Origin of the sequence: Pusillimonas sp. DMV24BSW_D (assembly GCF_011388195.1) — a bacterium.
Lineage (GTDB): Bacteria > Pseudomonadota > Gammaproteobacteria > Burkholderiales > Burkholderiaceae_B > Neopusillimonas > Neopusillimonas aestuarii.
Map to the genome: position 1 here is coordinate 2244747 of NZ_CP049990.1, position 25124 is coordinate 2269870.

At 53.2% G+C, this 25124-nt stretch carries 24 protein-coding genes; 17 read left to right on the forward strand and 7 right to left on the reverse strand.

Translation table 11 applies throughout. The features are described from left to right. The first annotated feature begins 1 nt into the window (after nucleotide 1). Nucleotides 2–736 carry an amino acid ABC transporter ATP-binding protein gene (locus tag G9Q38_RS10940; RefSeq protein ID WP_166130889.1) on the forward strand — a complete coding sequence of 245 codons (735 nt, stop codon included), beginning with the start codon at nucleotides 2–4 and terminating at the stop codon, nucleotides 734–736. A gap of 84 nt (nucleotides 737–820) precedes the next feature. Further along, the gene (locus tag G9Q38_RS10945; protein ID WP_166130892.1) at nucleotides 821–1579 is read left to right on the forward strand and encodes a pseudouridine synthase; all 759 of its coding nucleotides are present in this window, start codon (nucleotides 821–823) and stop codon (nucleotides 1577–1579) included. On the opposite strand, the gene G9Q38_RS10950 is transcribed toward G9Q38_RS10945, so the two are convergent. Then, nucleotides 1552–2454 carry a 23S rRNA (adenine(2030)-N(6))-methyltransferase RlmJ gene (locus G9Q38_RS10950; protein ID WP_166130895.1) on the reverse strand — a complete coding sequence of 301 codons (903 nt, stop codon included), beginning with the start codon at nucleotides 2452–2454 and terminating at the stop codon, nucleotides 1552–1554. The genes G9Q38_RS10945 and G9Q38_RS10950 overlap by 28 nt on opposite strands. A 168-nt stretch (nucleotides 2455–2622) precedes the next feature. On the opposite strand from G9Q38_RS10950, the gene G9Q38_RS10955 reads away from it, so the two are divergent. Then, nucleotides 2623–4596 (forward strand): SurA N-terminal domain-containing protein, encoded by a 1974-nt coding sequence (locus G9Q38_RS10955; RefSeq protein ID WP_166130898.1) that lies wholly within the window; start codon nucleotides 2623–2625, stop codon nucleotides 4594–4596. Here the strand turns inward: G9Q38_RS10955 and G9Q38_RS10960 are convergent. Next, entirely contained in the window at nucleotides 4566–5240 is a 675-nt protein-coding gene (locus G9Q38_RS10960; RefSeq protein WP_166130900.1) for an arylesterase, read from the reverse strand. The genes G9Q38_RS10955 and G9Q38_RS10960 overlap by 31 nt on opposite strands. Here G9Q38_RS10960 and G9Q38_RS10965 point away from each other — a divergent pair. The 3 genes from G9Q38_RS10965 (at nucleotide 5239) to G9Q38_RS10975 (ending at nucleotide 7715) form a co-directional block, all read left to right on the forward strand. Next, entirely contained in the window at nucleotides 5239–5910 is a 672-nt protein-coding gene (locus G9Q38_RS10965; RefSeq protein ID WP_166130903.1) for an ABC transporter ATP-binding protein, read from the forward strand. The genes G9Q38_RS10960 and G9Q38_RS10965 overlap by 2 nt on opposite strands. Nucleotides 5911–5985: 75 nt before the next feature. Further along, on the forward strand, nucleotides 5986–6858 hold the full coding sequence (locus G9Q38_RS10970; RefSeq protein WP_166130906.1) for a DMT family transporter: 873 nt from the start codon (nucleotides 5986–5988) through the stop codon (nucleotides 6856–6858). Then, nucleotides 6855–7715, forward strand: a complete 861-nt coding sequence (locus G9Q38_RS10975; protein ID WP_166130909.1) for a peptidoglycan DD-metalloendopeptidase family protein — start codon at nucleotides 6855–6857, stop codon at nucleotides 7713–7715. The genes G9Q38_RS10970 and G9Q38_RS10975 overlap by 4 nt, the downstream gene beginning before the upstream one ends. Before the next feature lie 4 nt (nucleotides 7716–7719). Here the strand turns inward: G9Q38_RS10975 and G9Q38_RS10980 are convergent, their stop codons facing one another. The 4 genes from G9Q38_RS10980 to G9Q38_RS10995 are packed head-to-tail and all read right to left on the reverse strand — an operon-like array spanning nucleotide 7720 to nucleotide 11258. Continuing rightward, nucleotides 7720–10005: a RelA/SpoT family protein gene (locus G9Q38_RS10980; protein WP_166130912.1), complete on the reverse strand. Its 2286-nt coding sequence runs from the start codon at nucleotides 10003–10005 to the stop codon at nucleotides 7720–7722. A 20-nt stretch (nucleotides 10006–10025) separates the two neighbouring features. Further along, nucleotides 10026–10229 carry a DNA-directed RNA polymerase subunit omega gene (gene rpoZ, locus G9Q38_RS10985; protein WP_114421656.1) on the reverse strand — a complete coding sequence of 68 codons (204 nt, stop codon included), beginning with the start codon at nucleotides 10227–10229 and terminating at the stop codon, nucleotides 10026–10028. Nucleotides 10230–10261: 32 nt separating this feature from the next. Then, nucleotides 10262–10897, reverse strand: coding sequence for a guanylate kinase (gene gmk, locus G9Q38_RS10990; RefSeq protein WP_166130915.1), 636 nt, complete (start codon nucleotides 10895–10897; stop codon nucleotides 10262–10264). Nucleotides 10898–10931: 34 nt separating this feature from the next. Continuing rightward, a complete protein-coding gene (locus tag G9Q38_RS10995) occupies nucleotides 10932–11258 on the reverse strand; it encodes a hypothetical protein (RefSeq protein ID WP_166130918.1) in 327 nt (108 codons plus the stop codon). Nucleotides 11259–11322: 64 nt separating this feature from the next. Between G9Q38_RS10995 and G9Q38_RS11000 the strand changes: the two genes are divergently transcribed. From G9Q38_RS11000 to G9Q38_RS11050, 11 genes are all read left to right on the forward strand, one after another. Continuing rightward, nucleotides 11323–12120, forward strand: a complete 798-nt coding sequence (locus tag G9Q38_RS11000) for an exodeoxyribonuclease III (RefSeq protein ID WP_166130921.1) — start codon at nucleotides 11323–11325, stop codon at nucleotides 12118–12120. 1 nt (nucleotide 12121) lies between these two features. Beyond that, the gene (locus tag G9Q38_RS11005; RefSeq protein WP_166130924.1) at nucleotides 12122–12895 is read left to right on the forward strand and encodes a class I SAM-dependent methyltransferase; all 774 of its coding nucleotides are present in this window, start codon (nucleotides 12122–12124) and stop codon (nucleotides 12893–12895) included. Between the two features lie 44 nt (nucleotides 12896–12939). Then, entirely contained in the window at nucleotides 12940–13908 is a 969-nt protein-coding gene (locus G9Q38_RS11010) for an ABC transporter substrate-binding protein (protein ID WP_166130927.1), read from the forward strand. A gap of 13 nt (nucleotides 13909–13921) precedes the next feature. Continuing rightward, nucleotides 13922–14815 (forward strand): ABC transporter permease, encoded by an 894-nt coding sequence (locus G9Q38_RS11015; protein ID WP_166130930.1) that lies wholly within the window; start codon nucleotides 13922–13924, stop codon nucleotides 14813–14815. Between the two features lie 2 nt (nucleotides 14816–14817). After that, nucleotides 14818–15612 (forward strand): ABC transporter ATP-binding protein, encoded by a 795-nt coding sequence (locus tag G9Q38_RS11020; protein WP_119515655.1) that lies wholly within the window; start codon nucleotides 14818–14820, stop codon nucleotides 15610–15612. Nucleotides 15613–15769: 157 nt separating this feature from the next. Beyond that, the gene (locus G9Q38_RS11025; RefSeq protein ID WP_166130933.1) at nucleotides 15770–17020 is read left to right on the forward strand and encodes an efflux RND transporter periplasmic adaptor subunit; all 1251 of its coding nucleotides are present in this window, start codon (nucleotides 15770–15772) and stop codon (nucleotides 17018–17020) included. Nucleotides 17021–17083: 63 nt separating this feature from the next. Continuing rightward, entirely contained in the window at nucleotides 17084–20254 is a 3171-nt protein-coding gene (locus G9Q38_RS11030) for an efflux RND transporter permease subunit (protein WP_166130936.1), read from the forward strand. Continuing rightward, the gene (locus tag G9Q38_RS11035; protein ID WP_166130938.1) at nucleotides 20251–21705 is read left to right on the forward strand and encodes an efflux transporter outer membrane subunit; all 1455 of its coding nucleotides are present in this window, start codon (nucleotides 20251–20253) and stop codon (nucleotides 21703–21705) included. Before G9Q38_RS11030 ends, G9Q38_RS11035 begins: the two co-directional genes overlap by 4 nt. After that, a complete protein-coding gene (locus G9Q38_RS11040) occupies nucleotides 21702–22433 on the forward strand; it encodes a pyridoxine 5'-phosphate synthase (RefSeq protein ID WP_166130941.1) in 732 nt (243 codons plus the stop codon). The genes G9Q38_RS11035 and G9Q38_RS11040 overlap by 4 nt, the downstream gene beginning before the upstream one ends. Nucleotides 22434–22469: 36 nt before the next feature. Further along, a complete protein-coding gene (locus G9Q38_RS11045; RefSeq protein WP_166130944.1) occupies nucleotides 22470–23042 on the forward strand; it encodes a nitroreductase family protein in 573 nt (190 codons plus the stop codon). After that, complete coding sequence (locus G9Q38_RS11050; RefSeq protein WP_166130948.1) at nucleotides 23039–24457, forward strand: dihydrolipoyl dehydrogenase; 1419 nt, start codon at nucleotides 23039–23041, stop codon at nucleotides 24455–24457. Before G9Q38_RS11045 ends, G9Q38_RS11050 begins: the two co-directional genes overlap by 4 nt. 5 nt (nucleotides 24458–24462) lie before the next feature. Here G9Q38_RS11050 and G9Q38_RS11055 read toward each other — a convergent pair whose 3' ends face one another. Next, nucleotides 24463–25122 (reverse strand): SCO family protein, encoded by a 660-nt coding sequence (locus G9Q38_RS11055; RefSeq protein WP_228276117.1) that lies wholly within the window; start codon nucleotides 25120–25122, stop codon nucleotides 24463–24465. Nucleotides 25123–25124: the final 2 nt, after the last annotated feature.

A 25124-nucleotide genomic window follows, 5' to 3' on the forward strand; every position in this document is an offset into this window, starting at 1 on the left:
AATGATTGAGTTCAAAAATGTCAGCAAGTGGTATGGTGATTTTCAGGTTCTGAAAAATTGCACTACTTCAGTTGCCAAAGGTGAAGTGGTGGTGGTTTGCGGACCCTCGGGGTCGGGCAAATCAACCTTGATTAAAACGGCCAATGCATTAGAGCCGTTTCAAGAAGGTGAAATTAGAATTGATGGTGTGTCGGTGGGCGCACCTGGTACGAATTTGCCGGCATTACGTGCAAAAATCGGCATGGTATTTCAGCACTTTGAACTCTTTCCGCATTTGTCGGTACTGAGCAATCTTACCTTGGCGCAAGTGAAAGTATTGAAACGGTCGCAGGCGCAGGCGCAAGCACGTGCTCGTGAACTGCTGCAGCGGGTTGGGCTTGAAGAACATATCAACAAGTTTCCAGGGCAGTTGTCGGGCGGGCAACAACAGCGGGTTGCGATTGCCCGCGCGTTGGCAATGGACCCTATTGCCATGTTGTTTGATGAACCCACATCGGCCCTTGATCCCGAAATGGTAAACGAGGTGCTTGATGTGATGGTGGACTTGGCGCGAGAGGGCATGACCATGATGGTTGTAACGCACGAAATGGGTTTTGCGCGCAAGGTTGCCGATCGGGTCGTATTTATGGACCAAGGGCAAATTGTTGAAGACTGCACTAAAGACGAGTTCTTCGGACAGCCCGAAGCCCGCTCGGAACGCGCCAAGCATTTTCTGTCTAAAATTTTGGCTCACTAACTCCCCTTACATTCACTTCTGTTTGCTTATCGATTTGTGCTTGCAGCAGAAGTGCAATTTTGGCTTTTCCGGCTTGATATCAACATGGCGAAATCCTTTTCAAAGCAGGCGGACGATAAAGTCCGCATTTCCAAACTAATGGCGCAGCGCGGATTATGTTCGCGTCGTGAGGCCGACGCCTATATAGAGCGCGGTTGGGTTCGCGTCGACGGACAAGTCGTTTCCGAACTGGGCAGTAAAGCCTATCCGCATCAAACCATCACCTTGGCTCGTCAGGCGCAGCAGCGTCAAACCGCCCGCGTGACCATTTTGCTCAACAAGCCCGTTGGTTATGTTTCCGGGCAGGCTGAAAGCGGTTACCGGCCGGCTGTTACTTTAATTACCCAGCACAATCAGTACCAACGCGGCAAGTCTCCTATTCGTTTTGAGCGCGATCATTTGAGGGGCTTGGCACCCGCGGGTCGGCTGGATATCGACTCACAGGGTTTGCTGGTCCTGACTCAAGATGGGCGCATTGCCCGTCAGTTGATCGATGAGCATTCCGATATCGAAAAAGAGTATCTTGTGCGGGTGGAAGGCCGTTTGTCAGCCGGGGGGCTCAAAATGCTGAATCACGGCCTGAGTCTGGATGGTCAACCCTTAAAGCCTGCGCAAGTGAGCTGGCTTAACGATGATCAATTGCGCTTCGTGTTGCGTGAAGGGAAGAAACGTCAAATTCGCCGAATGTGTGAAATGGTGGGCTTGAAGGTTGTGGGGCTTAAGCGTGTTCGTATGGGGCGTATCGTGTTGGGCGACTTGCCACAAGGCCAATGGCGCTATTTGCCCGAGGGCGAGCGTTTTTGAGCCCCTTTTGATGCTTGTTTTTGAGCCTCATTTGCACGCAGCGTAAAAGTGGCAAACTTATCTTGTGCCAGTGTTTCCACCAGCCACGGCAGCGTGTTTTTCAGTGACTTTTGAAGCGTCCAGGGTGGATTCACGATAAAAAGACCGCTTCCGTGCAAACCCAGCCCATCACGTGACGGTCTGTGTACAGTGAGTGACGCGTTCAGCCAGTTAACGTCATGCAGGCGTTCCAGTGCACGCACCATCTCGGTGGCTTCGCGGCGCTGGACCAGCGGGTACCAAATCAAATAGCATCCTGTTGGAAAGCGTTTCAAGGCTTCCTGAAGACATAAGAAGGTTTTACGATAATCGGACTTGTCTTCGTAGGAAGGGTCGATGAGTGTCACGGCTCGTCGGGTGGGGGGGGGTAGTAGCGCCTTTAGTCCGGCGAATCCGTCGCGCTCATAAGTTTGAATCTTTTTCTGGTCTTCCGACGCCAATGACGCAATGTTAAGCCCCAGATTCCTGAACTCTGTGGGGTGAAGCTCGAAAAGACGAAGACGGTCTTTGGGACGTAAAAGGCTTAGAGCGAGCCAGGGGGAGCCGGGGTAAAAGCGTGCCTCACCGTCGGGATTGAATTGCTCGATGGTTTCCAGGTAACGTGCAATCATGGGTGGCGGTTTCGCCCCAAGCAAGCGATCAAGGCCGCTTTCGTGCTCGCTGTTCTTTGAGGCCCACTCATCAGTCAGATCATAAATGCCGGCACCGGCGTGGGTGTCGATCACCCAGTAAGGAGCATCTTTCTGGTTAAAGTAATCAAGAACCTGCACCACGGTGGCGTGTTTGATGACGTCGGCATGGTTGGCTGCGTGGAAAGCGTGGCGATAACTGAACAAAATAAGCCTTGTAACAAAGAAAGCCCGAATTCGTTATTGTAGTCGTTCGGCCGCCTGTAAGCGGGGGCAGACGGTGGTAAACTCGCTGCACTAGAACATGGCTGTTAATAAAACGGTAGCGTCGGCGTTTTTGTGCACGCCGGCCCAGAGACTTTATAGGTTCGATGAATGTTTGATTTTATTCGTTCGCATCAGCGTCTGATGCAACTTGTGTTGTTGATTCTGATTTTCCCTTCTTTCGCGTTGGTTGGAATCAGCGGATACACGAATTATGTATCGGGTGATGAAGACTTGGTGCAGGTTGGCGACGCCACGATCACGCTCCAGGATTTTGAAGCTGCGCAACGAAACCAAACGCAGCAATTGCAAGCGCGTATGGGGGCTGCCTTCGACCCCTCGGTACTTGAAACGCCGCAAGTCAGAGAGAGCTTGTTGGAGTCGCTGATCGACCGGGGCGTTATCATTGATACCGCGCAACGGGAGCATTTCAGCGTATCCGACACGGTTTTGCGGCGTGCTATTTCCGCTATTCCTGAGCTGCAGGTCGATGGTCGCTTTTCGCCTGAGCGTTACAACGAAGTGCTCGCGTCAATGGGTATAAGCTCACGTGATTTCGAGCAAAGCCAGCGTTCCGAACTGGCTTTGCAACGTGTTTTGGGTCCTATCGCGTTTACAGCCAACGTGCCGGCTACCGTCGAGCAGTACCTCTCCAAAGCGTTAACGGCTCAACGCACCGTGCGGCTGGAAGTGTTTGACGCGGCCAATTATGAAGCAGATATTCAGGTGGACGAGGCAGACATTCAGGCCTGGTACGAGAATAATCAAGAACAGTTGCGTGTGCCTGAGTACGTGAAAGCCGATTACCTCTTGTTGAACGAGGCGGCGGCAATGGCGGCGGTTGCGTCGCCCACTGAGCAGCAATTACAGGATTATTACGAACAGAACAAGCGTCGTTATGTCCTGCCGCCGCGTGTGCAGCTCAGCCATATTCTGATTCAGGCCGGTGCCGATGCAAGTGCAGACGAAAAACAGGCGGCACGTAAGAAAGCGGAAGAGATCGCCACCCGTGTTGCCCAGCAACCGGAACAGTTTGCTGATATCGCGCGGGAATCTTCGGAAGATATCGGTTCTGCTAACCAAGGTGGGCAGTTGGGGTGGGTTACCCGTGGCACGTTGCCGCCTAACCTCGAGCAAGCGGTGTTTTCACTCGACAAAGGCGAGGTTTCCGGTGTGGTCGAGGGGCCTGATGGTTTCCATGTGTTTTTGGCCAACGACGTGCAAGCAGAGCGCGGCGAAACCTTTGAGCAGGCAAAAGCCAAAGTTGAAGCGGAAGTTCGCCGTCAACTAGGTGCCGAGCAGTTTGCCGACATGGCTTCCCGTTTGCGTGATTTGGCCTATGACAACCCTCAAAGTCTTGAACCCGCTGCGCAGGCGCTGGGTCTGGAGATTAAAAGTGCATCAGGCATTGGCGCCGACCGCTTGCTGGCGGCCCGGCAGGTGAAAGGAAACGCCGCCTCGGCAGGGGAGGACGCCACGCTACTCGAAGACCCGCGTGTGCGTCGGGCCTTGTTTTCCAACGCGCTGATGGCGGAAAAGCAGAATTCCGGTGTGATCGAAATCTCTCCCGACACCATGTTGGTGGTCCGGGTGAACGAAGTTGTACCCTCCCACATTCAGCCGTTGGAAGATGTGAAAGAGGTTATTCGACAAACACTGGTTCGTGAGCGGGCCGCGCAAGCGGCCATTAAGGCAGGCGAAGCCGCTTTGCAGGCTTATCAAAACCAAGCCGATAAAGCCGAAGCGCCGGAAGGTTTTGGTACGGCTCAAACAATCAGCCGCTCCAATCCGCAGGGTGTCAACCCGGAAGTGTTGTTGGCTGCCTTCGATGTTGCTTCAGGTTCGTTACCCGCTTATACCGGTGTGTCGGGTGATTCGGGCTACGTGGTTGTTCGGGTGGAGTCGGCCGAGCAGGGCGAAGCCAATGAAAATCTGAACGTTGCGTTGCAACGCGAGCTTGATATGTTGTGGGCCCAGGCTGAAGAACGGGCGGTTTTACGCGAGTTGCGCAAAACCGTGGGTGTTGAAATGCTGCCTGAAGCTCAGAACGTGGTTCAGGAAGGGCTTGACGACGAAGACGCTTGATTGCTGTTGAGCAACGGTTTCAGGTAAGTCCATACATGCTCTGCCAGAATGGCCTGAGCGGACTCATTGGGATGAATGCCATCGTCTTGAAAGTAATTTCGGTCGGTGGCAATGTCTTCAAGTAGAAAGGGCACCAGTGCAGTTTGGTGTTCTTTCGCCAAGTCTTGAAAAAGGTTGTAAAACGCTTTCGTGTATGTCGGCCCGTAATTAGGTGGAATGCGCATGCCGATCAGCAAGGTTTGCGCGTTGGCCTGTTTAACCTGAGCAATCATTTGTGTCAGGTTTTCGCGTGTCATATCCAGCGACAAACCTCGCAAGGCATCGTTACTGCCTAATTCAATGATCACAATCGAAGGTTGATGCTTCTCGAGCGCATCGGGCAGACGTGTTAAACCGCCACTGGTGGTATCGCCACTGATGCTGGCATTTCTGACCCGATATCCGGCCGATATTTCATCCAGTTTTCGGTTAAGGTGTTCTACCCATCCACTTCCTCTTTCTATGCCGTATTCGGCGGCAAGGCTGTCGCCGATAACCAGAATCGTTTGTTCGTTTTGTTTCGAGGTTTCAGTTTGCGCCGCAGCGGTCTTGATGTGAATCAGGCAAAATAGAGCAGCAAAAATCATTAAGCAGCGAGTCAGCATGAGTTTGGTTAATTCCGTTGAAGTTCAAAACCTTTGCCAGCGCGTCACTGATCGGGGCGGCGAGCTGACAATTCTCGATAATATCAGTCTGAATGCACACCCGGGCGAGGCCATTGCTATTACGGGTAGTTCGGGTTCGGGTAAATCCACGCTGCTTGGACTCATGGCGGGGTTGGATGTTCCCACGTCGGGCTCTGTGCATTTAATGGGACACAGTTTATTTTCTCTGGACGAAGAGGGGCGTGCTGCATTGCGGGCACGGCATATTGGTTTTGTCTTTCAGTCGTTTCAGTTGTTGCCCAATTTAACCGCACTTGAAAACGTGATGTTGCCGCTGGAGTTGTCAGGGCATCCGGCACTTGAGGCGGCCACCCGGATGCTTGAAAAAGTCGGGTTGAAAGATCGCCTTCGCCACTATCCCAAAACCTTGTCGGGGGGTGAGCAACAACGTGTTTCTCTGGCGCGGGCCTTCGTCGTTCAACCCGACATTCTATTTGCCGACGAACCCACAGGAAGTCTGGATGAGCAGAATGGGCAAATCGTTATTGAATTGATGTTTCGTCTGCTGAAAGAACAGTATGCAACGTTAGTGATGGTGACACATGACCCGGCCGTTGCGGCTCGTTGCGACCGCCAGCTTAGGTTACAGGGTGGCCGGCTGGCTACATGATTTTTTGTTATAAGCATAAAACAATGCTGTGCCTGTGGTATGTTACGTGCGGAAGTTTTAAGGGAAGCACGTGAAATGATGGTTTTTTTTGCAGCACTGTTTGTTTTTATATGGTCTACCGGGTTTATTGTAGGTAAGGCCATCGTACCTTATGCCGACCCCACCTTATTCCTTTTTGTTCGAATTTGTATAGCAGCCGTGTTGTTCACCGGCGTCGCGTTTTACGGGCGGGTAACCTGGCCGCCATGGCGGGAAGTGCATAAGCACATGATCGCAGGTGTATTGCTGCAAGGGATGTATTTATCGGGTATTTTTTGGGCGATTGCAGGGGGTGTTCCCCCTGCCATTATGGCGCTCATGGGGGCTTTGCAACCACTCCTGACCGCAGCTATTGCCATTCCGCTTCTCAAAGAGGTTCCCACAAAACGTATCTGGATCGGCCTGACCATGGGGATGGTCGGTGTCTTTTTCGTTATACAACCCGCGTTAAATAATGATGGAGTCAATGCCTTTCCTTTATGGGCATTTTTGGTGGGTGTTGCAGCAATTCTGGCCATTACTTTTGGCACAATTTTGCAGAAAACCTCTATTTCCCAAGTGGATATTCGTGTGGCGTTGTCGCTTCAAAATTTCGGGACACTGATCTTTCTAGGCATTTGTGTTCTTGTTTTGGGAGCCGATCGTTGGGTTTGGTCGCCCGAGCTTTGGGCGTCTTTATTGTGGGCGGCTTTTGTTTTAACGGGTATCGGCACCGTTTTGCTTATTTATATTATTCGGCGCGGGCAGGCGGCAACGGCGTCTTCGTTGATGTTTCTGGCGCCGCCCCTGGCAGCTATAGAAGCCTATTTTATGTTTGGCGACACGTTAGGACCGATTCAGTTACTGGGTTTCATCGTGGTGCTAACGGGCGTTATTATTTGCAATACACGTAAGGGTGCCAAAGCATGACCTTATTGTCGTTAACACGCTTGCTTGCGCTTATAACAGCGTTATTTATGGCCGCACCGGTATGGTCGCAAGCGGACGGCTATATCGCGAGGTCGTTGCATCACGCCTTTCCCGGTGGTGTTGCTGTGTTGCCGTTGGGGTCGCATGCGCAGCCGCCGCAGGCGTATTACCGCGATCGTCCTGTGATGGTTTTGAAAGACACCGATGCGCAATGGGTGGCGGTTGTAGGTATTGGGCTTGAGGTTTCACCCGGCCCGGAAAACATTCAGGTAAAAGATACCGCAGGCACGTTATCCGTGGTGTCGTTTAACGTGGCCCCGCGCGAATACAAGGAACAACACATCAAACTGCGTAATCGCAAACATGTGAATCCCGACCCTGAGCAACTCAAGCGTTTCGAGCGGGAGTATCAACAGCAGATTAACGCGTATGCGCAGTTCAGGACTACGGGTCCCAGCAACATTTTGCTCGACGAACCCGTTAGCGGCCCATTGTCCAGTCCCTTCGGATTACGGCGTTTTTTCAATGGTGAAGAGCGAAACCCACACTCAGGGCTTGACTTTGCGGTTCCCAAGGGAACACCGGTGAAAGCACCCGCCAACGGAGTGGTCACGATTGTTGATGAGTTTTTCTTTAATGGAAAAACCATCTTTCTTGATCATGGTCAGGGTTTAATTACCATGTACTGTCATTTGTCGGCTACCGATGTTGCGGTAGGCCAAACCATACAGCGGGGGCAGGTCATTGGTAAAGTAGGCGCAACCGGCCGGGTAACGGGCCCGCATTTGCACTGGAATGTTAGTTTGAATGGCGAAAGGGTTGACCCAGCCATTTTTATAGGGAAAGTGTCCCGTTAGGTGTTTAACCTTTTACACGTACAATTTTCTGTACTTGCTGCACGTGCCGGATAGCGCGGATAACCTGGGCCAAGTGCTTGCGGCTGTCTACTTGAATCGTTAAATGCAAGAGCCCGGTAGCAGCCGCTTCTTCCTGCATTGTCAGATGCAGAATATTAGAGCCGGCATCGGTAATTTCGGCCGCCAGACGCCCAAGTACGCCACGTTCGTTAATGACTGTCACGTCGAGCCGGGTGTTTAGGTGGCGTGCCGTATCGTTGGCCCATGCTACCGGAATCCAACGTTCCGGCTCGCGGGCTCGCTGGCGCTGCGCAACAGAACAATCGGCCATATGAATGACCAGCCCATGGCCCAGGCGAATGCCGCCGATAATGGCGTCACCCGGAAGCGGACCACAGCACTGTGCCAATTGAACAGCTTGCCCTTCATTGCCATGAATCAGAATAGGGGTTGCCTTGGCCGTGGTAATTTCATCAACGGCTGCCGCAGTAGTGGCCAGGATGGTGTTCTCAGGGGCAAAACGGCGCGCCACAACCGCCGCCAGACGCTTGCCCAGGCCAATATCAGCCAGGATTTCCTCGCGCGACGCCGCGCCTGAACTTTTGGCGAGCTTTTCCCAGTTTAGGTCATCGTCCTGTGGGTATGCCGCTCCGATTTGATCGAACGCCTGCATGAGCAGACGCTGGCCAAAGGCAACTGATTCTTCATATTTCACTGTGCGCAAGTAGTGCCGGATTTCCGATCGGGCACGACCGGTGCGCACGTAGTTCAGCCATTGGGCGCTGGGGCGCGACGCGGGGGAAGTGACAATTTCAACCTGGTCGCCGCTTTTCAATTCCGTGCGTAAAGGCGAGAATTCGCCGTTGATTTTCGACGCGATTGCCTGGTTACCAATATCGGTGTGGATTGAATAGGCAAAATCGACCGGCGTGGCCCCACGGGGCAATGAAACAATTTTCCCTTGGGGTGTAAACACGTAAACGGCGTCGGGGAACAGGTCGACTTTTACGTGCTCCAGGAACTCGCCTGAGTCGCCCGTTTGGCTTTGAATGTCGAGCAGCGACTGAAGCCATTGATGGGTGCGCTTTTGCAGGGTGTTAAGCTCACTATCGTCGTTCTTGTAAAGCCAATGCGCCGCCACGCCTTCTTCGGCAACCCGGTCCATGTCGCGTGTGCGAAACTGGAATTCAACAGGTGTGCCATAGGGCCCCAGTAACGTAGTATGCAGTGACTGATAGCCATTCAGCTTTGGTATGGCGATGTAGTCTTTGAATTTGCCGGGCACCGGTCGATACAATTGGTGCAGCGTCCCAAGAGCCAGATAGCATTCAGGCAGGGTGTGAACCACCACCCTAAACCCGTATATGTCGAGCACGTCAGAAAATGATTTCTTTTGCTCGACCATTTTTTTGTAGATGCCGAACAACGATTTCTCGCGGCTGGAAATTTCAGCTTCGATACCTGCGGCAGGCAGTGCCACCTTAACGGCTTCGGTAATTTTGCCCAACACTTCCCGGCGGTTACCGCGCGCTGACATAACGGCTTTTTTCAAGACCTCGTAACGATTGGGGTAGGTAGCCTGAAAACAAAGGTCTTGAAGCTCACGGAAAAGCGCATTTAACCCCAGCCGATGGGCGATCGGGGTGTAAATTTCCATGGTTTCGCGGGCGATGCGCCGCCGCTTTTCAGGGCTGACCGCGTCGAGCGTGCGCATGTTGTGCATGCGGTCGGCCAGTTTGATCAGGATAACGCGAACGTCGCGCGCCATGGCCAACAGCATTTTGCGGAAGCTTTCTGCCTGCTGTTCGGCTTTGGTTGCGAACTCAAGCCTGTCTAGTTTTGAAAGACCGTCGACAATTTCCGCCACATCGGGGCCAAAGCGTTCGGCCAATTCCTGCTTGGGTACGCCGGTGTCTTCCATGACGTCGTGCAAGAGCGCAGCCATGAGTGAATCGGCGTCCAGCTTCCAGCCGGCACAGATTTCGGTGACGGCAATGGGATGGGAAATGTAGGGTTCTCCGCTGGCGCGGAACTGGCCCAAGTGGGCCTGATCTGAAAAACGGTAAGCTTCTTTTACACGCTCGATGTCTTTTTCATCAAGGTACTGACTGATGATTTGCGTTAACGGCGCAAGCGAAGCAATGGGGGGGGAAGCGGGTGTGGCATGTGCCGGTAACGTTGGCGTACTGGCGCGAACTTTAGTTTTTTTGGCGCGTTTACGCAGCCGCGGACCCTTCCGGAGGACAGCCAGAAGGCCGGAAGAGGCACCACGAAGACTGGTAAACGCCATACATCATCCTTTTAGCGGGATCAGGTGGGAACTTTGCGCAGCATGTCTAACCCTGTGACACCGGCTGCGATTTCACGCAAGGCCGTTACAGTGGGTTTATCTTTGGATTCAATGCGTGCTTCATGACCCTGTGCGAGCTCACGGGCACGGTAGGTGGCCGCCAGCGTAAGATTAAAACGGTTTGGAATTTTGTTCAGGCAATCTTCAACAGTAATGCGGGCCATAATTAAAGTCCTTTAAAAACAAAAGGTTGAATTTAAGATTCGGTGGGGCTGATACCCAATTGAGAGAAGAGTTCTGCGTGCCGCGTAGCCTGCGCGGGATATCGCAACCTAGCGGATTCCACAATGTGGGAAAGTTGGTTTAAAGCTGTGCTAAATTCTTGATTAATAATAACATATTGGCAGTCTGAAGCGTGGGACATTTCACCGCCGGCAGCCAGTAATCGTTTGGTAATGACCTGGGGTGCGTCTTGGCCGCGTTTTTTCAGGCGAGTCTCAAGTGCTTCAATAGAGGGCGGCAAGATGAAAATGCCAATAGCATCGGGGTAATGCTTTTTTATTTGGCGCGCGCCTTGCCAATCGATCTCAAGTAATACGTCGTGCCCGTTTTGGGTTGCTTGTTCAATGCGGTCGCGCGGGGTGCCGTAGAAATTGCCGTGGACCTCGGCCCATTCAAGCAGTTCGTTATTGTCACGCATGGCTTTGAAGGCCTCTTTAGAGACAAAACGATAGTGTTCCGCATCGACCTCCCCAGGTCTGGGTTCACGGGTGGTGCACGAAATAGACAAAACAATTGAGGGGTCGCGCTCGAGCAGGCCGTTGACCAGGCTGGATTTGCCTGCGCCGCTGGGGGCTACCACCATTAAAATTGAACCGGAAGTCATTGCCATGGCTGTATTTTGGTTGGCGAGGCTGGCAAGTTTATCATTCCGGCGCGGCGTCTGGTTGGCCCAGAGCGGCCAGTGTTGCAAGACATACGCTTTCATCGACACAAAGAAAAACCGCAGCGTCGCCGGGGTTCATGTTGAAGGCCAGATCGTCGACTTCTTGTACGGCTTGCGCCTCGGTTCCCACCGCCGTTACGTGCCAGTCGTTTGCCTGGACGTATTCTTCTTCGGAAACCAGTTCGGCCATTTTCTCGATGCTGGGTTCGCTAACGGCGACGTAAGCTTTGAACGAGAGTTCACCCATTTCGACCTGAAGTATCAGACCCTGTGGAAGGGTCGCTAAAATAGTGCTTTGCGCTTTCATTTAAGGATTGTAGCGCAACGGGTGCTAAGCTGAACCCCACTTTAGCAATAGGAAATAGAGAGTCATGAAACTGGCGACATGGAATGTAAATTCGCTGAAAGTACGTTTGCCGCAGGTGCTTGAATGGTTGGGCACGAGTGGAGTCGATGTCTTGTGTCTGCAGGAATTGAAGATGCCGCACGACAAGTTCCCCTTGGCGGAATTTGAAGCAATTGGATATCAGGCGTGCTGGGCAGGGCAGAAAACATATAATGGCGTGGCGGTGATTTCCCGCGACCCGGCCCGTTCAGTACAAATTAATATGCCGGGCTTTCCCGACGATCATCAGCGCCTTATTGCCGTCACCTTACCGAGCCCACAGGGCGATATTCGTGTTGTGAGTGTGTATTGCCCGAATGGGCAGGCAGTGGGTAGCGACAAATACACCTACAAACTGGCATGGTTTGCCGCCTTGCGTGAGTGGCTGGTTACCGAGCTGGCCACACACCCGCGCATGGTGGTGCTGGGCGACTATAACGTCGCGCCGGCCGATGCCGATGTACATGACCCGGCAAAATGGGAAGGTGATGTATTGGTTTCGCCACCGGAACGGGAGGCCTTTGAGGCGTTGTTGAATTTGGGTTTTACTGACGCTTTTCGTCATTTCCCCCAGGAGGAGAAAATGTTTAGCTGGTGGGATTATCGGCGAATGGCATTTCGCCGGAATGCGGGTCTGCGCATCGATCATGCGTTGGTTTCGTTGGCCCTGCTGCCTTTCTGCACGGCATGTGAAATAGATAAAGCACCGCGTCGTAACGAGCAGCCTTCTGATCACACGCCCGTTATTGTGACGCTGGACTTGCCCGTTGAAAAAGGGGCTTAACATGGCGCCTCGCAGCGGGCCGGGTCCCGACGACGCTCCGGTGATGTCGGAGCAGCAGGGTGTGCGCTATCTGCACTTCGGTTCCGATTGGGTTCAGGGTGCCATGCGCGTGCGCCGGCCGGATGAGCTGGTGCTAGCTTACACACAACAAATGATGGCCTGGTTGTTGTTCCTGGAGCCCGACGCAAGCGATGAGTTAGCGATGTTGGGGCTTGGAGCGGGGTCGTTAGCGCGGTTTACCCATCGATACACAACAAGTCGTCTTCATGTGGTGGAATGGAACCCACAGGTAACCGCCATTTGTCGCGCTTATTTTCGTTTGCCCGAGTCGGGTCGAATGAAGATTTGGCATGAGGACGCGGCCGACTGGGTGGAGCGCCCTGACGTAGTGGGTCGATTCCGATCGTTAATGGTTGATTTATACGATGCCCAGGCGCAAGGCCCGGTGTGTGACAGCCAAGCGTTTTATGACGCTTGTTTTAGTGCCTTGGAAGATGCCGGTATGCTGGTGGTGAATTTATTTGGGCGCCATAGCAGTTTCAAGCGCAATATCGATCATCTGCATAAAGCCTTTAACGGTCGCCTGCTCTTGCTGCCCGAAATTGATGAAGGTAATCGCGTTGCAATGGCATTTAAAGGGCCTTTGCTGGACGTTTCGGTTGCGCAGTTCCTGGCTCGCGCAGCGCAGGTCCGACACCAGTATGGTTTACCTGCTGAACAGTGGGCGCGTTCTTTGTTGGCCGATGCGAACCGGCACGGACGCGTTGTCGTTTGAAATCAACTCATTAAAATAGATCAACTTTAATCAGGAGCGTCTTCATGATTCAACTCAAACTTGTTCGTCCGTTGCTGGGCGCGCTGCTGTCTTTATGCGCAGCAATGCCCGTTGCAACGCAAGCGCAATCGGTTGCCGTTACCTCTATTGTGGAGCATCCGGCGCTTGATTCCATTAAAGATGGTGTAAAGGCGGCACTGGAAGAGGCAGGATTTACCGAAGAAAAAGGGTTGAATTGGCAGTTTCAAACCGCCCAGGGAAATACGGCCATCGCCGCTCAAATTGCCCGTAAGTTTGTCGGTGATCGCCCCGACGTCATCGTCGCCATTGCTACGCCGTCGGCCCAGGCCGTCGTCGCCGCCACGCGCGATATTCCTGTCGTGTATTCCGCCGTTACCGATCCAGTGGCAGCACAATTGGTGGAGTCGTTCGAGCCCTCAGGAACCAATGTCACCGGCGTGTCGGACATGCTTGATCTGGAGCGTCAAATTGAGCTGATTCGTGCGGTTGTGCCCAACGCCAAAACAGTGGGTATGGTGTATAACCCCGGCGAGGCCAATTCCGCGGTTGTGGTTAAGCAGATGCGTGAAATGTTGCCCGAATATGGTATGACGCTTATGGAAGCCAGTGCGCCACGCACCGTTGATGTCGGCGCGGCGGCACGCAGTTTAATCGGCAATGTTGATGTTATCTACACCAATACCGATAACAACGTTGTCTCTGCTTACGAAGCATTGGTAAAAGTGGGCAACGATGCGCAAATTCCTCTGGTGGCTTCCGACCCCGATAGTGTCAAGCGAGGCGCTGTTGCTGCGCTTGGCGTGAATTATTACGACTTGGGTTTGCAAACCGGCGCGATGGTGATCGACATTCTGAAAGGTGCCGAGCCGGGCGAAATGCCTTCGCAGCTTAGCGAGGGACTTGAGTTGCATGTGAATCTGCAAGCTGCAACCAAACAAGGTGTAACGCTCTCCAACGATTTGATCGATTCGGCAGCCAATGTGATTCGCTGACGCGGAGTAAAACATGTCGCTTTATTCAATGTGGGGGGCACTGGAGATTGGCTTGATCTTCGGGCTGGTCGCGCTGAGTGTACTGCTTTCCTTTCGCATCCTGCGCTTTCCGGATCTCACCGTAGACGGCAGCTTTCCGTTGGGTGCTGCTGTGGCGGCCGTTCTGATTCAGGCTGATTGGGACCCTTTTTTGGCTACGCTCATGGCAGTACTGGCCGGTGCGTTGGCCGGGGCGCTTACAGCGTGGTTGAACATTCGCCTGAAGATCATGGATTTATTGGCCAGTATTCTGGTCATGATTGCCCTGTACTCGATTAACTTGCGCATTATGGGCGCGCCTAATATTCCGCTCATTATGGAACCCACTGTTTTCAGTGTGCTGCAACCTGAGCAGGGAATAAGTGATTATGTTTTTCGATCTTTGCTAATGATCATGATTGTGGTCATAGTTAAGTGTGCGCTCGATGCTTATTTGGTGACGCGTTCGGGTCTGGCCATGCGCGCAACAGGCTCGAACCCACGCATGGCACGAGCTCAGGGCGTGGCAACGGGTGGGATGGTTATTTTAGGCCTGGCCATTGCCAATGCCTTATGTGCCCTGGGCGGTGCCTTGTTTGCCCAGTCTCAGGGCGGCGCCGATATTTCGATGGGGATCGGTACCATTGTGATCGGTCTGGCGGCGGTGATCGTGGGGGAGAGTATCTTAAGCTCGCGCAAATTGTTCTTCATGACGCTGGCAGTCATTGTTGGTGCGGTTCTGTACCGTTTTTTTGTCGCGTTGGCGCTCAACGCCGATTTTATCGGCTTGAAAGCACAAGATTTGAACCTGATTACGGCAGTGCTGGTCACGGTTGCCTTGGTTATTCCACTTTTGCGTAAGCGCTTGCGAGTGCGCGGGGGAGGTTGAATATGCTGAAGGTCGATAATTTACACGTTACTTTTAACCCTGGCACACCCATTGAGAACAAAGCATTGCAAGGCTTGTCATTGGAAATTCCGTCCGGACGATTTGTGACGGTAATCGGGTCGAACGGCGCGGGCAAGTCAACCTTGCTAAATGCAATTTCAGGTGATTTGTTTACTGATAAGGGACGCATCCAGGTTGATGATCAAGATGTTACGCGGATGCCTGTTTGGGAACGGGCAACACATGTGGCCAGGGTGTTTCAGGATCCCATGGCGGGTACTTGTGAGGATTTGACGATCGAGGAGAACTTGTCGTTGGCGACAAGTCGAGGTGCGCCGCGAGGTTTACGCCGAGCTGTGAAAAAATCGATGCGCGAGGCGTTTCGCGCGCGCTTGGCCTCGCTGGGCTTGGGTCTTGAAAACCGGTTAACCGATCGCATTGGCTTGTTGTCGGGCGGGCAGCGCCAAGCCGTCAGTCTACTTATGGCAACCTTGCAACCTTCGCGCATTTTGTTACTCGACGAGCACACGGCGGCATTGGATCCGCGTACGGCTCAATTCGTGCTTGATTTAACCTGTGACATCGTGGCGCAACACAAACTCACCACACTCATGGTAACCCACAGCATGAAACAAGCGCTTGAAGTGGGGGATCGCACGGTGATGCTGCATCAGGGCAAGGTTGTACTCGACGTTCAAGGTGATCAGCGCAAGAACCTCGATGTTCCCCAGTTATTGCAGTTGTTTGAGCGTGTACGCGGTGAAATAGTGTCAGACGACACTTTATTACTGGGTTGAAACCGGCCTTTTCTTTTCATTATGATGAGGCGGCTTTTGAAATTCTTTGAAATCTTTTTTATTACTGTACAGGCTGGTTTCGTTTTATACTTTCTTTTTTCCAAACATTACAGATATTGCAGAACCTGTTAAAAGGTTTTGTTGCTGGAGCCGTTCAATGCTTAAACCCCGACTCTCTGGCTGGCAGAGAACCAGTGTTATTGTGCTTCTCTCGGCCGGCTTGCTTGCTGCGTGCAGTGAGGAGCCAGAACAGAAACAACAGGGAATGAAAATACCCGTCAATGTGGTTACTGTTGAGCCTACTTCAACCGAAGTAACGGTAAATTTGCCAGGGCGGGTTGAGGCCATTAAAGACGCACAAATCCGTGCACGGGTAAATGGCATTGTTACCGATATCAAATTCGAGCAAGGCGGCGATGTTGAGCAAGGTCAGTCGCTCTTTACCATTGATCCCGCTCCTTATCAGGCGGTGCTCGACGGCGCCAAGGCACAGTTGTTGCAGGCACAAGCCGACGCCAAAAGCGCCCGCCTTCTCGCACAGCGCTACGCGCGTCTTGTTAAAGATAACGCAGTAAGCCGTCAGGAGTACGATAACGCTCAGGCCGCCGCCGCCCAGGCCGAGGCAGCAATTGCAGCAGGCAAAGCGGCTGTTCAATCGGCGCAAATTGATCTGGGCTACACCGAGGTTGTGTCGCCGATCGACGGTCGTATCGGCAAATCTTATGTTACTGAAGGGGCGTTGGTGAGCGCTACGCAGGCGACTCAGTTGGCTCTTGTGCAGCAACTCGACGAAGTTTATGTCGACATCACACGCTCAACATCAGAAGTCATGCAATTACGCAAGGCGCTGGAAAGCGGCATGCTTGAGCAAGCCCCCGATGGGTCGGCAAAGGTTGAAGTGATGCTTGAAGACGGCACACTGTATCCCGAGTCAGGCAAACTGTTGTTTTCCGGCGTTACCGTCGATCCAGCTACAGGTCAAGTCAGTTTGCGTGCGGTCTTTCCCAATAAGGATGAAATTCTGTTGCCCGGTATGTATGTGAGGGTGAAGCTTGGGCAGGGTGTTGATCGCAAGGCGCTTTTGGTGCCGCAGCAGGCTGTACAACGTAGCCCCGATGGCAGCAGCACACTGATGCTGGTGAAAGACGGCAAAGTGGCGGCAACACCGGTAACGGTTGGGCCGCTCCTCGATAACAAATGGTTGATTACCGACGGTTTATCGGCGGGCGACGTGGTTATTGTGGCGGGTTTCCAAAAAATTCGTCCTGGTGCGCCGGTGCAGCCGATTCCCTGGAATCCTGATCAACCGGCGGGTGCGGCGGCAGGGCAACAGCCTAATGGCGCGGCCAAGGCCACCCCGAAAGAGGGTGGCGGGCCTTCCGGTACTTCCGGCGAGTCCTCCAAATAACGCACACCAACCCATGCGGGCGTCTTGGTATCGGCGCTCGGCGGACAGACAGAGATCCAGCAAATGCCTCAGTTTTTTATTGAAAGACCTATTTTTGCGTGGGTGGTTGCGTTGGCCATCACCCTGGCCGGCCTGGTCGCGATTCCGAATATGGCGGTTTCGCAGTACCCCGACGTCGCGCCACCCGAAATTAGCATCCGTGCAACCTATCCCGGGGCGTCGGCTGAAGATGTGTCAACGACGGTTGCCAGCGTTATTGAAGATGAGCTTAACGGGGCAACGGGGCTGATTTATTACGAGTCAGTTAGTGATTCTTACGGTTCTGCTGAAATTACCGCCACGTTTGCTCCTGGCACCGATCCTGACATGGCGCAGGTTGATGTACAGAATCGTATCTCTAATGTTACGGCGCAGTTGCCTGGGGCGGTAACGCAACAGGGTTTGCAGATCCGTAAAAGTAACTCTAACTTTTTGTTGGTGGTGGCCCTGTCGTCCGATGATGGCTCCATGAGTCAGGTTGAGTTGGCCGATTACATCACCCGCAATATCCAGAACCCTATTTCAAGGGTGCCGGGCGTAGGTGATTTCCGTTTGTTTGCCGCGCCCCGTGCGATGCGCATTTGGGTCGATCCCGACAAGCTCGTGGGTTTCAATTTAAGCATGGCCGAAGTGAATGCTGCGGTGGCTTCGCAGAATACGCTTGTTTCGGCGGGTATTCTGGGTGCGCCACCCAACCCCAATTCACAGAGGGTGTCCGCTCCAATTGTCGTGAACGGTGAGTTGAAATCGGTTGAGCAGTTTGAAAATATTGTGCTGCGCTCAAATCTGGATGGTGCAACCGTCAAGCTTAAAGACGTTGCACGCGTTGAGATTGGTGAAGACAACTATCAGTTCGGTGCGCGTTTGAACGGCAAGCCAACGGCCGCCTTTGCCATTTCCTTGGCGACCAACGCCAACGCTTTGTCGACTGCGGAAGGCATTAAACAAACCATGAAAGAACTCGAGCAGTTCTTTCCTGTCGGGGTGTCCTATTCCATTCCCTACGATACGACGCCCTATGTCCAGCTTTCCATTGAACAGGTCGTGCATACCTTGTTCGAAGCCATGGTGCTGGTGTTTCTTGTGATGTTCCTGTTCCTGCAGAACGTGCGCTATACGCTGATTCCGGCACTGGTGGTACCGGTGGCCGTGCTGGGCGCCTTCGCAGTCATGCTGGCGTTGGGCTTCTCAATTAATGTTCTGACCATGTTTGCCATGGTGCTGGCAATCGGGATTCTCGTTGATGACGCCATTGTGGTGGTCGAAAACGTTGAAAGGGTGATGGTGGAGACCGGCAAGTCACCAAAAGAGGCAACGCGTCTTGCCATGCCTCAGATTAGCGGGGCTGTGGTCGGGATGACGCTGGTCTTGTCCACGGTCTTTTTCCCACTCGCTTTCATGAGTGGTTCCGTGGGCATTATTTATCGGCAGTTCGCCATCGCCATGGCGGTTTCCATTTTGTTTTCCGGTTTTTTGGCGCTCAGTTTTACGCCGGCTTTATGCGGCACCATTTTGAAGCCCGTTGCCAAGGGTTCGCACCAGGAAAAGAAAGGGTTTTTCGGCTGGTTTAATCGATCGTTTGACCGCGTAACGCACCGGTATGAAGGTTGGGTGGGGCGAAGCTTAAAACGTACCGGTCGCCTGATGATTGTGTACCTTGTCCTCCTGGGCGCGCTGGGCTTCATGTACGATAAATTGCCAACGTCGTTTTTACCTGATGAAGATCAGGGTTACTTGATTACGAATATCGAACTGCCCTCGGGTGCCACGGCCAACCGCTCAATGGATATCATTGAAAAAGTTGAAAAATATTTCAGTGAACAGCCGCAAGTGGCAAATATCGTTACAGTTCAGGGGTTCAGCTTTAACGGTAACGGTTTGAATGCCGCGTTGGCGTTCGTTCCGCTCAAGCCGTTTGACGAGCGTCCAGGGCCGGAAAATTCGGCGCAGACGGTGGCCGGGAAAGCCACCCAGTCGCTATTGTTCGGCTTGCCCGATTCCATGGTGTTTTCTTTGGTTCCCCCGGCAATTTCGTCATTGGGCAACGCAACGGGTTTCGACTTGCGTTTGCAGGACCGGGGCGGCTTGGGCCAGGCAACCTTAATGCAGTCGGCCCAGCAATTATTGCAACTCGCTAACGAGAGTTCGATATTAACGGACACCCGTATTACGGGACTGAGTCCTGGTCCGCAATTGAAGATTTCAATCGATCGGGATAAGGCTGCTGCGTTAGGGGTCAGTTTCAGCGAAGTGTCGACGATGCTCAGCACCGCGTTGGGCTCGTCTTATGTGTCCAAATTCCCGAACCAGGGACGCATGCAGAATGTTTGGGTTCAGGCAGAGGCTGATCACCGCATGAATATTAACGACATCATGACACTGAATGTGAAGAATGCCCAGGGCGGTATGGTTCCGATGTCGGCACTGGTTGATGTTGAATGGGACCAAGGGCCCGTGCAGGTGGTGCGCTATAACAGTTATGAGTCCGTTCGAATCGGCGGGGGTGCCGCGGCGGGTTACTCCACGGGTGAAGCCATGGCGGAGGTGGAGCGCCTGATTCAACAACTGCCGCCTGGCATTGGCTTTGAGTGGACGGGTCTGTCTTATCAGGAACGGCAGGCAGGCGCACAATCATTGATTTTGATGGGTTTGGCCATGTTGGTTGTGTTCCTTTTGCTGGCGGCGCTTTATGAAAGCTGGGCAATTCCGTTGTCGGTGATGATGATGGTGCCTTTGGGCATGTTGGGTGCGGTGACACTGGTCAGTTTGCTGGGCATGTCGAACGATGTTTACTTCCAGGTCGGCATGATTACGGTCATGGGCTTGGCCGCCAAGAACGCAATTCTTATTGTTGAGTTCGCCAAAGACGCTTATGCAGATGGGAAAGGGCTTGTTGAGTCAACGATTGAGGCGGCTAAATTACGTTTCCGACCTATTCTCATGACGTCATTTGCATTCATGTTGGGCGTTGTACCGTTGGCAATTGCAACTGGGCCGAGTTCCGCCAGCCAGAATGCGGTAGGTCTAGGCGTATTGGGAGGCATGTTGGCGGCGACGCCGCTGGCAATGGTATTTGTACCCACGTTTTTCGTCGTTATTATGACGCTGTTCAAAACCCGTCCCAAGAAACTGGGTAAAACCGGGGGTGCGTCGCATTCGGAATCAGAAGCAGCTACATCGCAGGGGCAGTCATGATCAAGCGTAATTTTCACTATCGGCTTTTACCGATCGCCGTTGCTCTCGTTCTGGCGGGTTGCTCCCTTTCGCCTGATTACAACCGACCCGCCGCTCCCGTGCCGGAGACGTATCCCAACGCTTCTGAAGGGTTGCAAGAGGAAAATGCCGTTCCAGCCGCCGATCTGGGCTGGCGGCAGTTTTTTCAAGACCCTCAGTTAAAAGCGCTGATTGAAATCGCACTCAATAACAATCGCGATTTGCGTGTGGCGATTGAAAGGGTCGAGGAGTCGCGCGCGTTGTACGGCATTCAGCAAAGTGATCGCTTTCCCACCATTGGTGCCGGTGCCAATGCGTCAATTCAGCGTATGCCGGAAGAGTTGCGTGCCGGTGGGGCGTCTGCTCCCAGCGTAAGCCGTATGTATCAGGCGGGTGTAGGGATTACGGCGTTTGAGCTGGATTTATTCGGTCGCGTTAAAAATTTAACCGAAGCCGCTTATCAACAGTATTTGGCCAGCGAGCAGGCACGGCGCACTGTGCATATTTCATTAATTGCGCAGGTTGCCGAAGCGTACTTTCGTTTGCGGGCAACCGAACTGCAGCGCCAGATCATCGAGCAAACACTTAAATCGCGCAGCAATTCATACGACTTAATCAAAAAGCGTTTTGATATCGGCGTGGCCGGTTCACTCGACTTGTATCAGGCAAAAAGTCAGCTCGATCAGGTGAGGTCGGACCTACAGGAAATTCGCCGTCTGGAGCAACAGGCACAAAATGCCTTGTTGTTGTTGCTGGGTGATACGCCGGGCCCAATGTTGCCTGAATCAGCACCGTTTAGTCGCGATCAACTGATGGCGCAAATCCCGGTCGGCCTGCCGTCTGATTTATTGACGCGCAGGCCCGACATTATTGCGGCGGAAAATAATTTATTGGCGGCTAATGCCAATATTGGCGCGGCAAGGGCTGCGTTTTTCCCTAATATTTCGCTAACGGGCCTGCTCGGTTTTGCCAGTAACGCGATGGGGGGGTTGTTCAGTGGCAGCAATCGTTTCTGGTCGTTTACGCCCGAGCTAACCATGCCGATTTTTGGTGGCGGTGTCAGCGGTAACCTTGATTTGGCAGAGGCACGCAAGAATATCGCGATAGCCCAGTACGAGAAAACGATTCAGGTGGCGTTTCGTGAGGTTGCCGACGCGCTTGCCGGTGAGGCAACCTATGCTGAACAGCTTGATGCATTGCGCGACTTGGAAGAGTCGGCCTCTGAGTCATTACGTATCGCACAACTGCGTTACGAGAACGGTATCGACAGTTTCCTGCAAGTACAAACGGCTGAAGTGACGCTATACAACGCTCAACGTTTGTTTCTTGATACCGGCATGAATTCGCTCATGAATCGGGTTGAGTTATACAAGGCATTGGGTGGCGGTTGGAACGAAAATACGGTTCAAACTGATCAAGAGTCCTCAACATGATTGAATTGGGTGTCAATATCGACCACGTAGCGACGCTGCGTCAGCAGCGGCATACGACGTACCCCGACCCGATTCAAGCTGCCGTGCGCGCGGAGCAGGCGGGAGCCGATTTAATTACGCTACATTTGCGTGAAGATCGTCGCCATATTCAGGATGCCGATGTCTATGCTATTCGTCAGGTTCTGCTTACGCGAATGAACCTGGAATGTGCCATTACGGCTGAAATGCTTGATATCGCCTGCGCGGTGAAGCCCCATGATGTTTGCCTGGTGCCCGAAAAACGCGAAGAACTGACAACGGAAGGGGGCTTGAACGTTGTCGAGCATTTCAACCAGGTGCAGCATGCGGTAAACCAATTGCATCACCAGGGTATTCGAGTGTCGCTTTTCATCGATCCGGAGTCCGCTCAAATTGAAGCGGCGGCGAAAGCGGGCGCCCGAATTATAGAATTGCACACAGGAAATTATGCCCATGCCGCCCAAGGGTCAAATGAGCAAAAACAAGAGCTGGAACGCACGCGTCGCGCCATTGCACATGGTGTATCGTTGGGGTTGCGCGTGAATGCCGGGCATGGTTTGCATTACGAAAATGTGCAGGCCATAGCGGCATTACCGGGGTTGGCCGAGTTGAATATCGGCCATGCCATTGTGGCCCGCGCGGTTTTTGACGGCTGGGAGAAAGCCATTCGCGATATGAAGGCGTTAATTATTCAAGGTAGTGCGGCTTAAGTCGCACGCTTGAGCGTTGAAACAAAGGAATTGAGCATGTCTACTTCTGCGGTGGATTATTTATTATCACGGCGATCCGTTAAGTTTGTTCAAGCGCCGGCACCGTCTGAGCAGCAATTGGAACAGATTTTGCAGGCGGCCATGTCAGCCCCCGATCATGGACGTTTGCGGCCCTGGCGTTTTTCGCTTATTCAGGGCGATGCCATTATGAAACTGGCCGATTTGTCGATTGAGGCAACCCGCCGCGCCGGTAAGCCGCTTACCGATGAGAAAGAGGCGTCGATACGCAAATGGCTGTCGAAAGTTCCTTTGCTGATAGCCATTGCATGCCGGATCGATCATAGCAATACCCGTATTCCCGAGCACGAGCGGATGCTGGCGGTTGGTGCCGCCGTCATGAATATGCTTAATGCGATTCACATGCAAGGCTATGGTGCATTCTGGAGTACCGGGCTTGGAACTTATGTTGATGAAGTGAATGAAGCGTTGGGTTTCGACGGCCTCGATTATCGTTTTATGGGTTATCTGGCAGTGGGAACACCGATCGAACCCGCAACGGCTGCGCCTGAACGTCCTGATTTCAAGGAGTTCGTGACCGAGTGGAAATGAAGCATTTGAATACCGATATCGCCATCATAGGGGCGGGAACGGCCGGTATGTCGGCCTACCGAACCGTGAAGGCGTCTGGTTTGGCGTGTTTGCTGATTGAGGGTGGCCCATACGGTACAACTTGTGCCCGAGTCGGTTGCATGCCTTCAAAATTGCTTATTGCAGCGGCGGAAGCTGCACATCATGCACGCCATACTGCAGAATTCGGTGTTCATGTTCAAGGCGAGGTTCAGGTTAACGGACGCGAGGTCATGAGTCGTGTCCGGCGTGAGCGCGATCGATTCGTGGGGTTTGTCCTTGAAGCTGTTCAGGGGTTTGACCCGGCCGATCGTTTGCTGGGCTCTGCGCGATTTCTGTCCAACACAGAACTGCAGGTCGGCAATCATACCCGCGTTACGGCTTCACGCATTATTATCGCTACCGGCTCGTCACCCGTCATCCCGCCCATGTATCAGGGCCTGGGAGATCGTTTGGTGGTGAATGATGATGTATTCAACTGGGAAAAGCTGCCTGAAAGTGTGCTTGTTGTGGGCCCGGGTGTTATTGGTATGGAATTGGGGCAGGCATTGTCACGTCTTGGGGTGCGTGTTCAACTGGTGGGGCGCAGCCCGTCGGTAGGCGGAATTGCCGACCCACGGGTGCTGGAATCGGCGTTGGCGGCGTTTCACAACGAGTTGAGCCTTGCACCGTGCGCTGAAGTTCATTCGGTTGAGAAGCAGACGCATGGTGTGCGTGTGTGCTTTACGCCTAAAGGCGGCGCACGGCGCGAAGAAACCTATGAGTATGTGTTGATGGCGGTGGGGCGTAGTCCTAATCTCGACTCGCTCGAACTCGCTAACACCTCAGCGCATTTCAATGACCGGGAAAAGCCGGTTTTTGACACCGGTACTTTACAGATCAAAGACACACCTATTTTTCTCGCCGGCGATGTGAACGGCCAAATGCCGCTTTTGCATGAGGCGGCGGACGATGGGCGTTTTGCCGCGTTGAATGCCGTTCATTATCCCCAAGTTGAAGCGTTCAAACGGCGGGCGCCCGTTTCCGTGGTCTTTACGGACCCGCAGCTAATGTGGGTGGGCCGGCGCTTTAATCAATTGGACCCTGCCGAAACAGTTGTGGGGGAGGCGAGTTTTGCCAACCAGGGGCGAGCTCGTGTCATTCTTAAAAATAAAGGGTTGCTGCGCGTTTATGCTGATCGCTGTTCCGGGCAATTTCTGGGCGCCGAAATGGCAGGGCCGGCTGCTGAACATCTGGCTCATCTTTTAGCCTGGTCTCATCAGCAAAAGCTCACCATCAGGCAAATGCTGGCAATGCCGTTTTATCATCCAGTTATCGAGGAAGGCTTACGTACGGCCTTGCGCGACGCCGACGGCCAAGTGTGTTGTGATCCCGCTGACCCTTCGGTAGGCGGCTAGGTTTGTTATTGCAATAAAGTACGTACGCCGTCGGTTAATACGTCAACCGATTCGGAGTCGGCGGCAAGGTAACGCGCTTTGCCATTTTCATCGAAAATATAAATGCCGCGGCTATGTGCAACCTCGTAGCGCTCCGGGTCGTTGTTGCTGGGTTCTTCTATTTGATAGGCAACCCGGTAGCGCCGTGCGACGTCGGCTATTTGTTTTTCAGAGCCGGTTAAACCGATGGCGTGACTGTCGAACGCCTGCACATATGCTTGCAGTTTTTCCGCGGTGTCACGGTGAGGGTCGACACTGATGAATAAAATACGAACGTGCTCGGCGTCGGGCCCCAGCTTTTGCATAACCTGTGCCAATTGCGCCATGGTAGTGGGGCATATGTCTGGGCAACTGGCATAGCCGAAGAACAACATAACGATATTGCCTCGGAAAGCCTGTGCGGTTAACGGTTCGTTATTCGGGCCGATCAGCTCAAACCTTAAGTCGGGCAAAAAGCCGCGAATGTTGTGTAAGCGGGTAGTTTCTTCCTTGGCGTTGACTGTCTCGACAGGGTTCGCTTGTGCGGTTGTCGTCGGCATGGTCAGGAAAATAGCGCTCGCCAGGATTACGCCAATTATGCCGGCGGAGTAACGCTGGGGTGAAAGCCTTAAAAATGTGCGTTTCATTA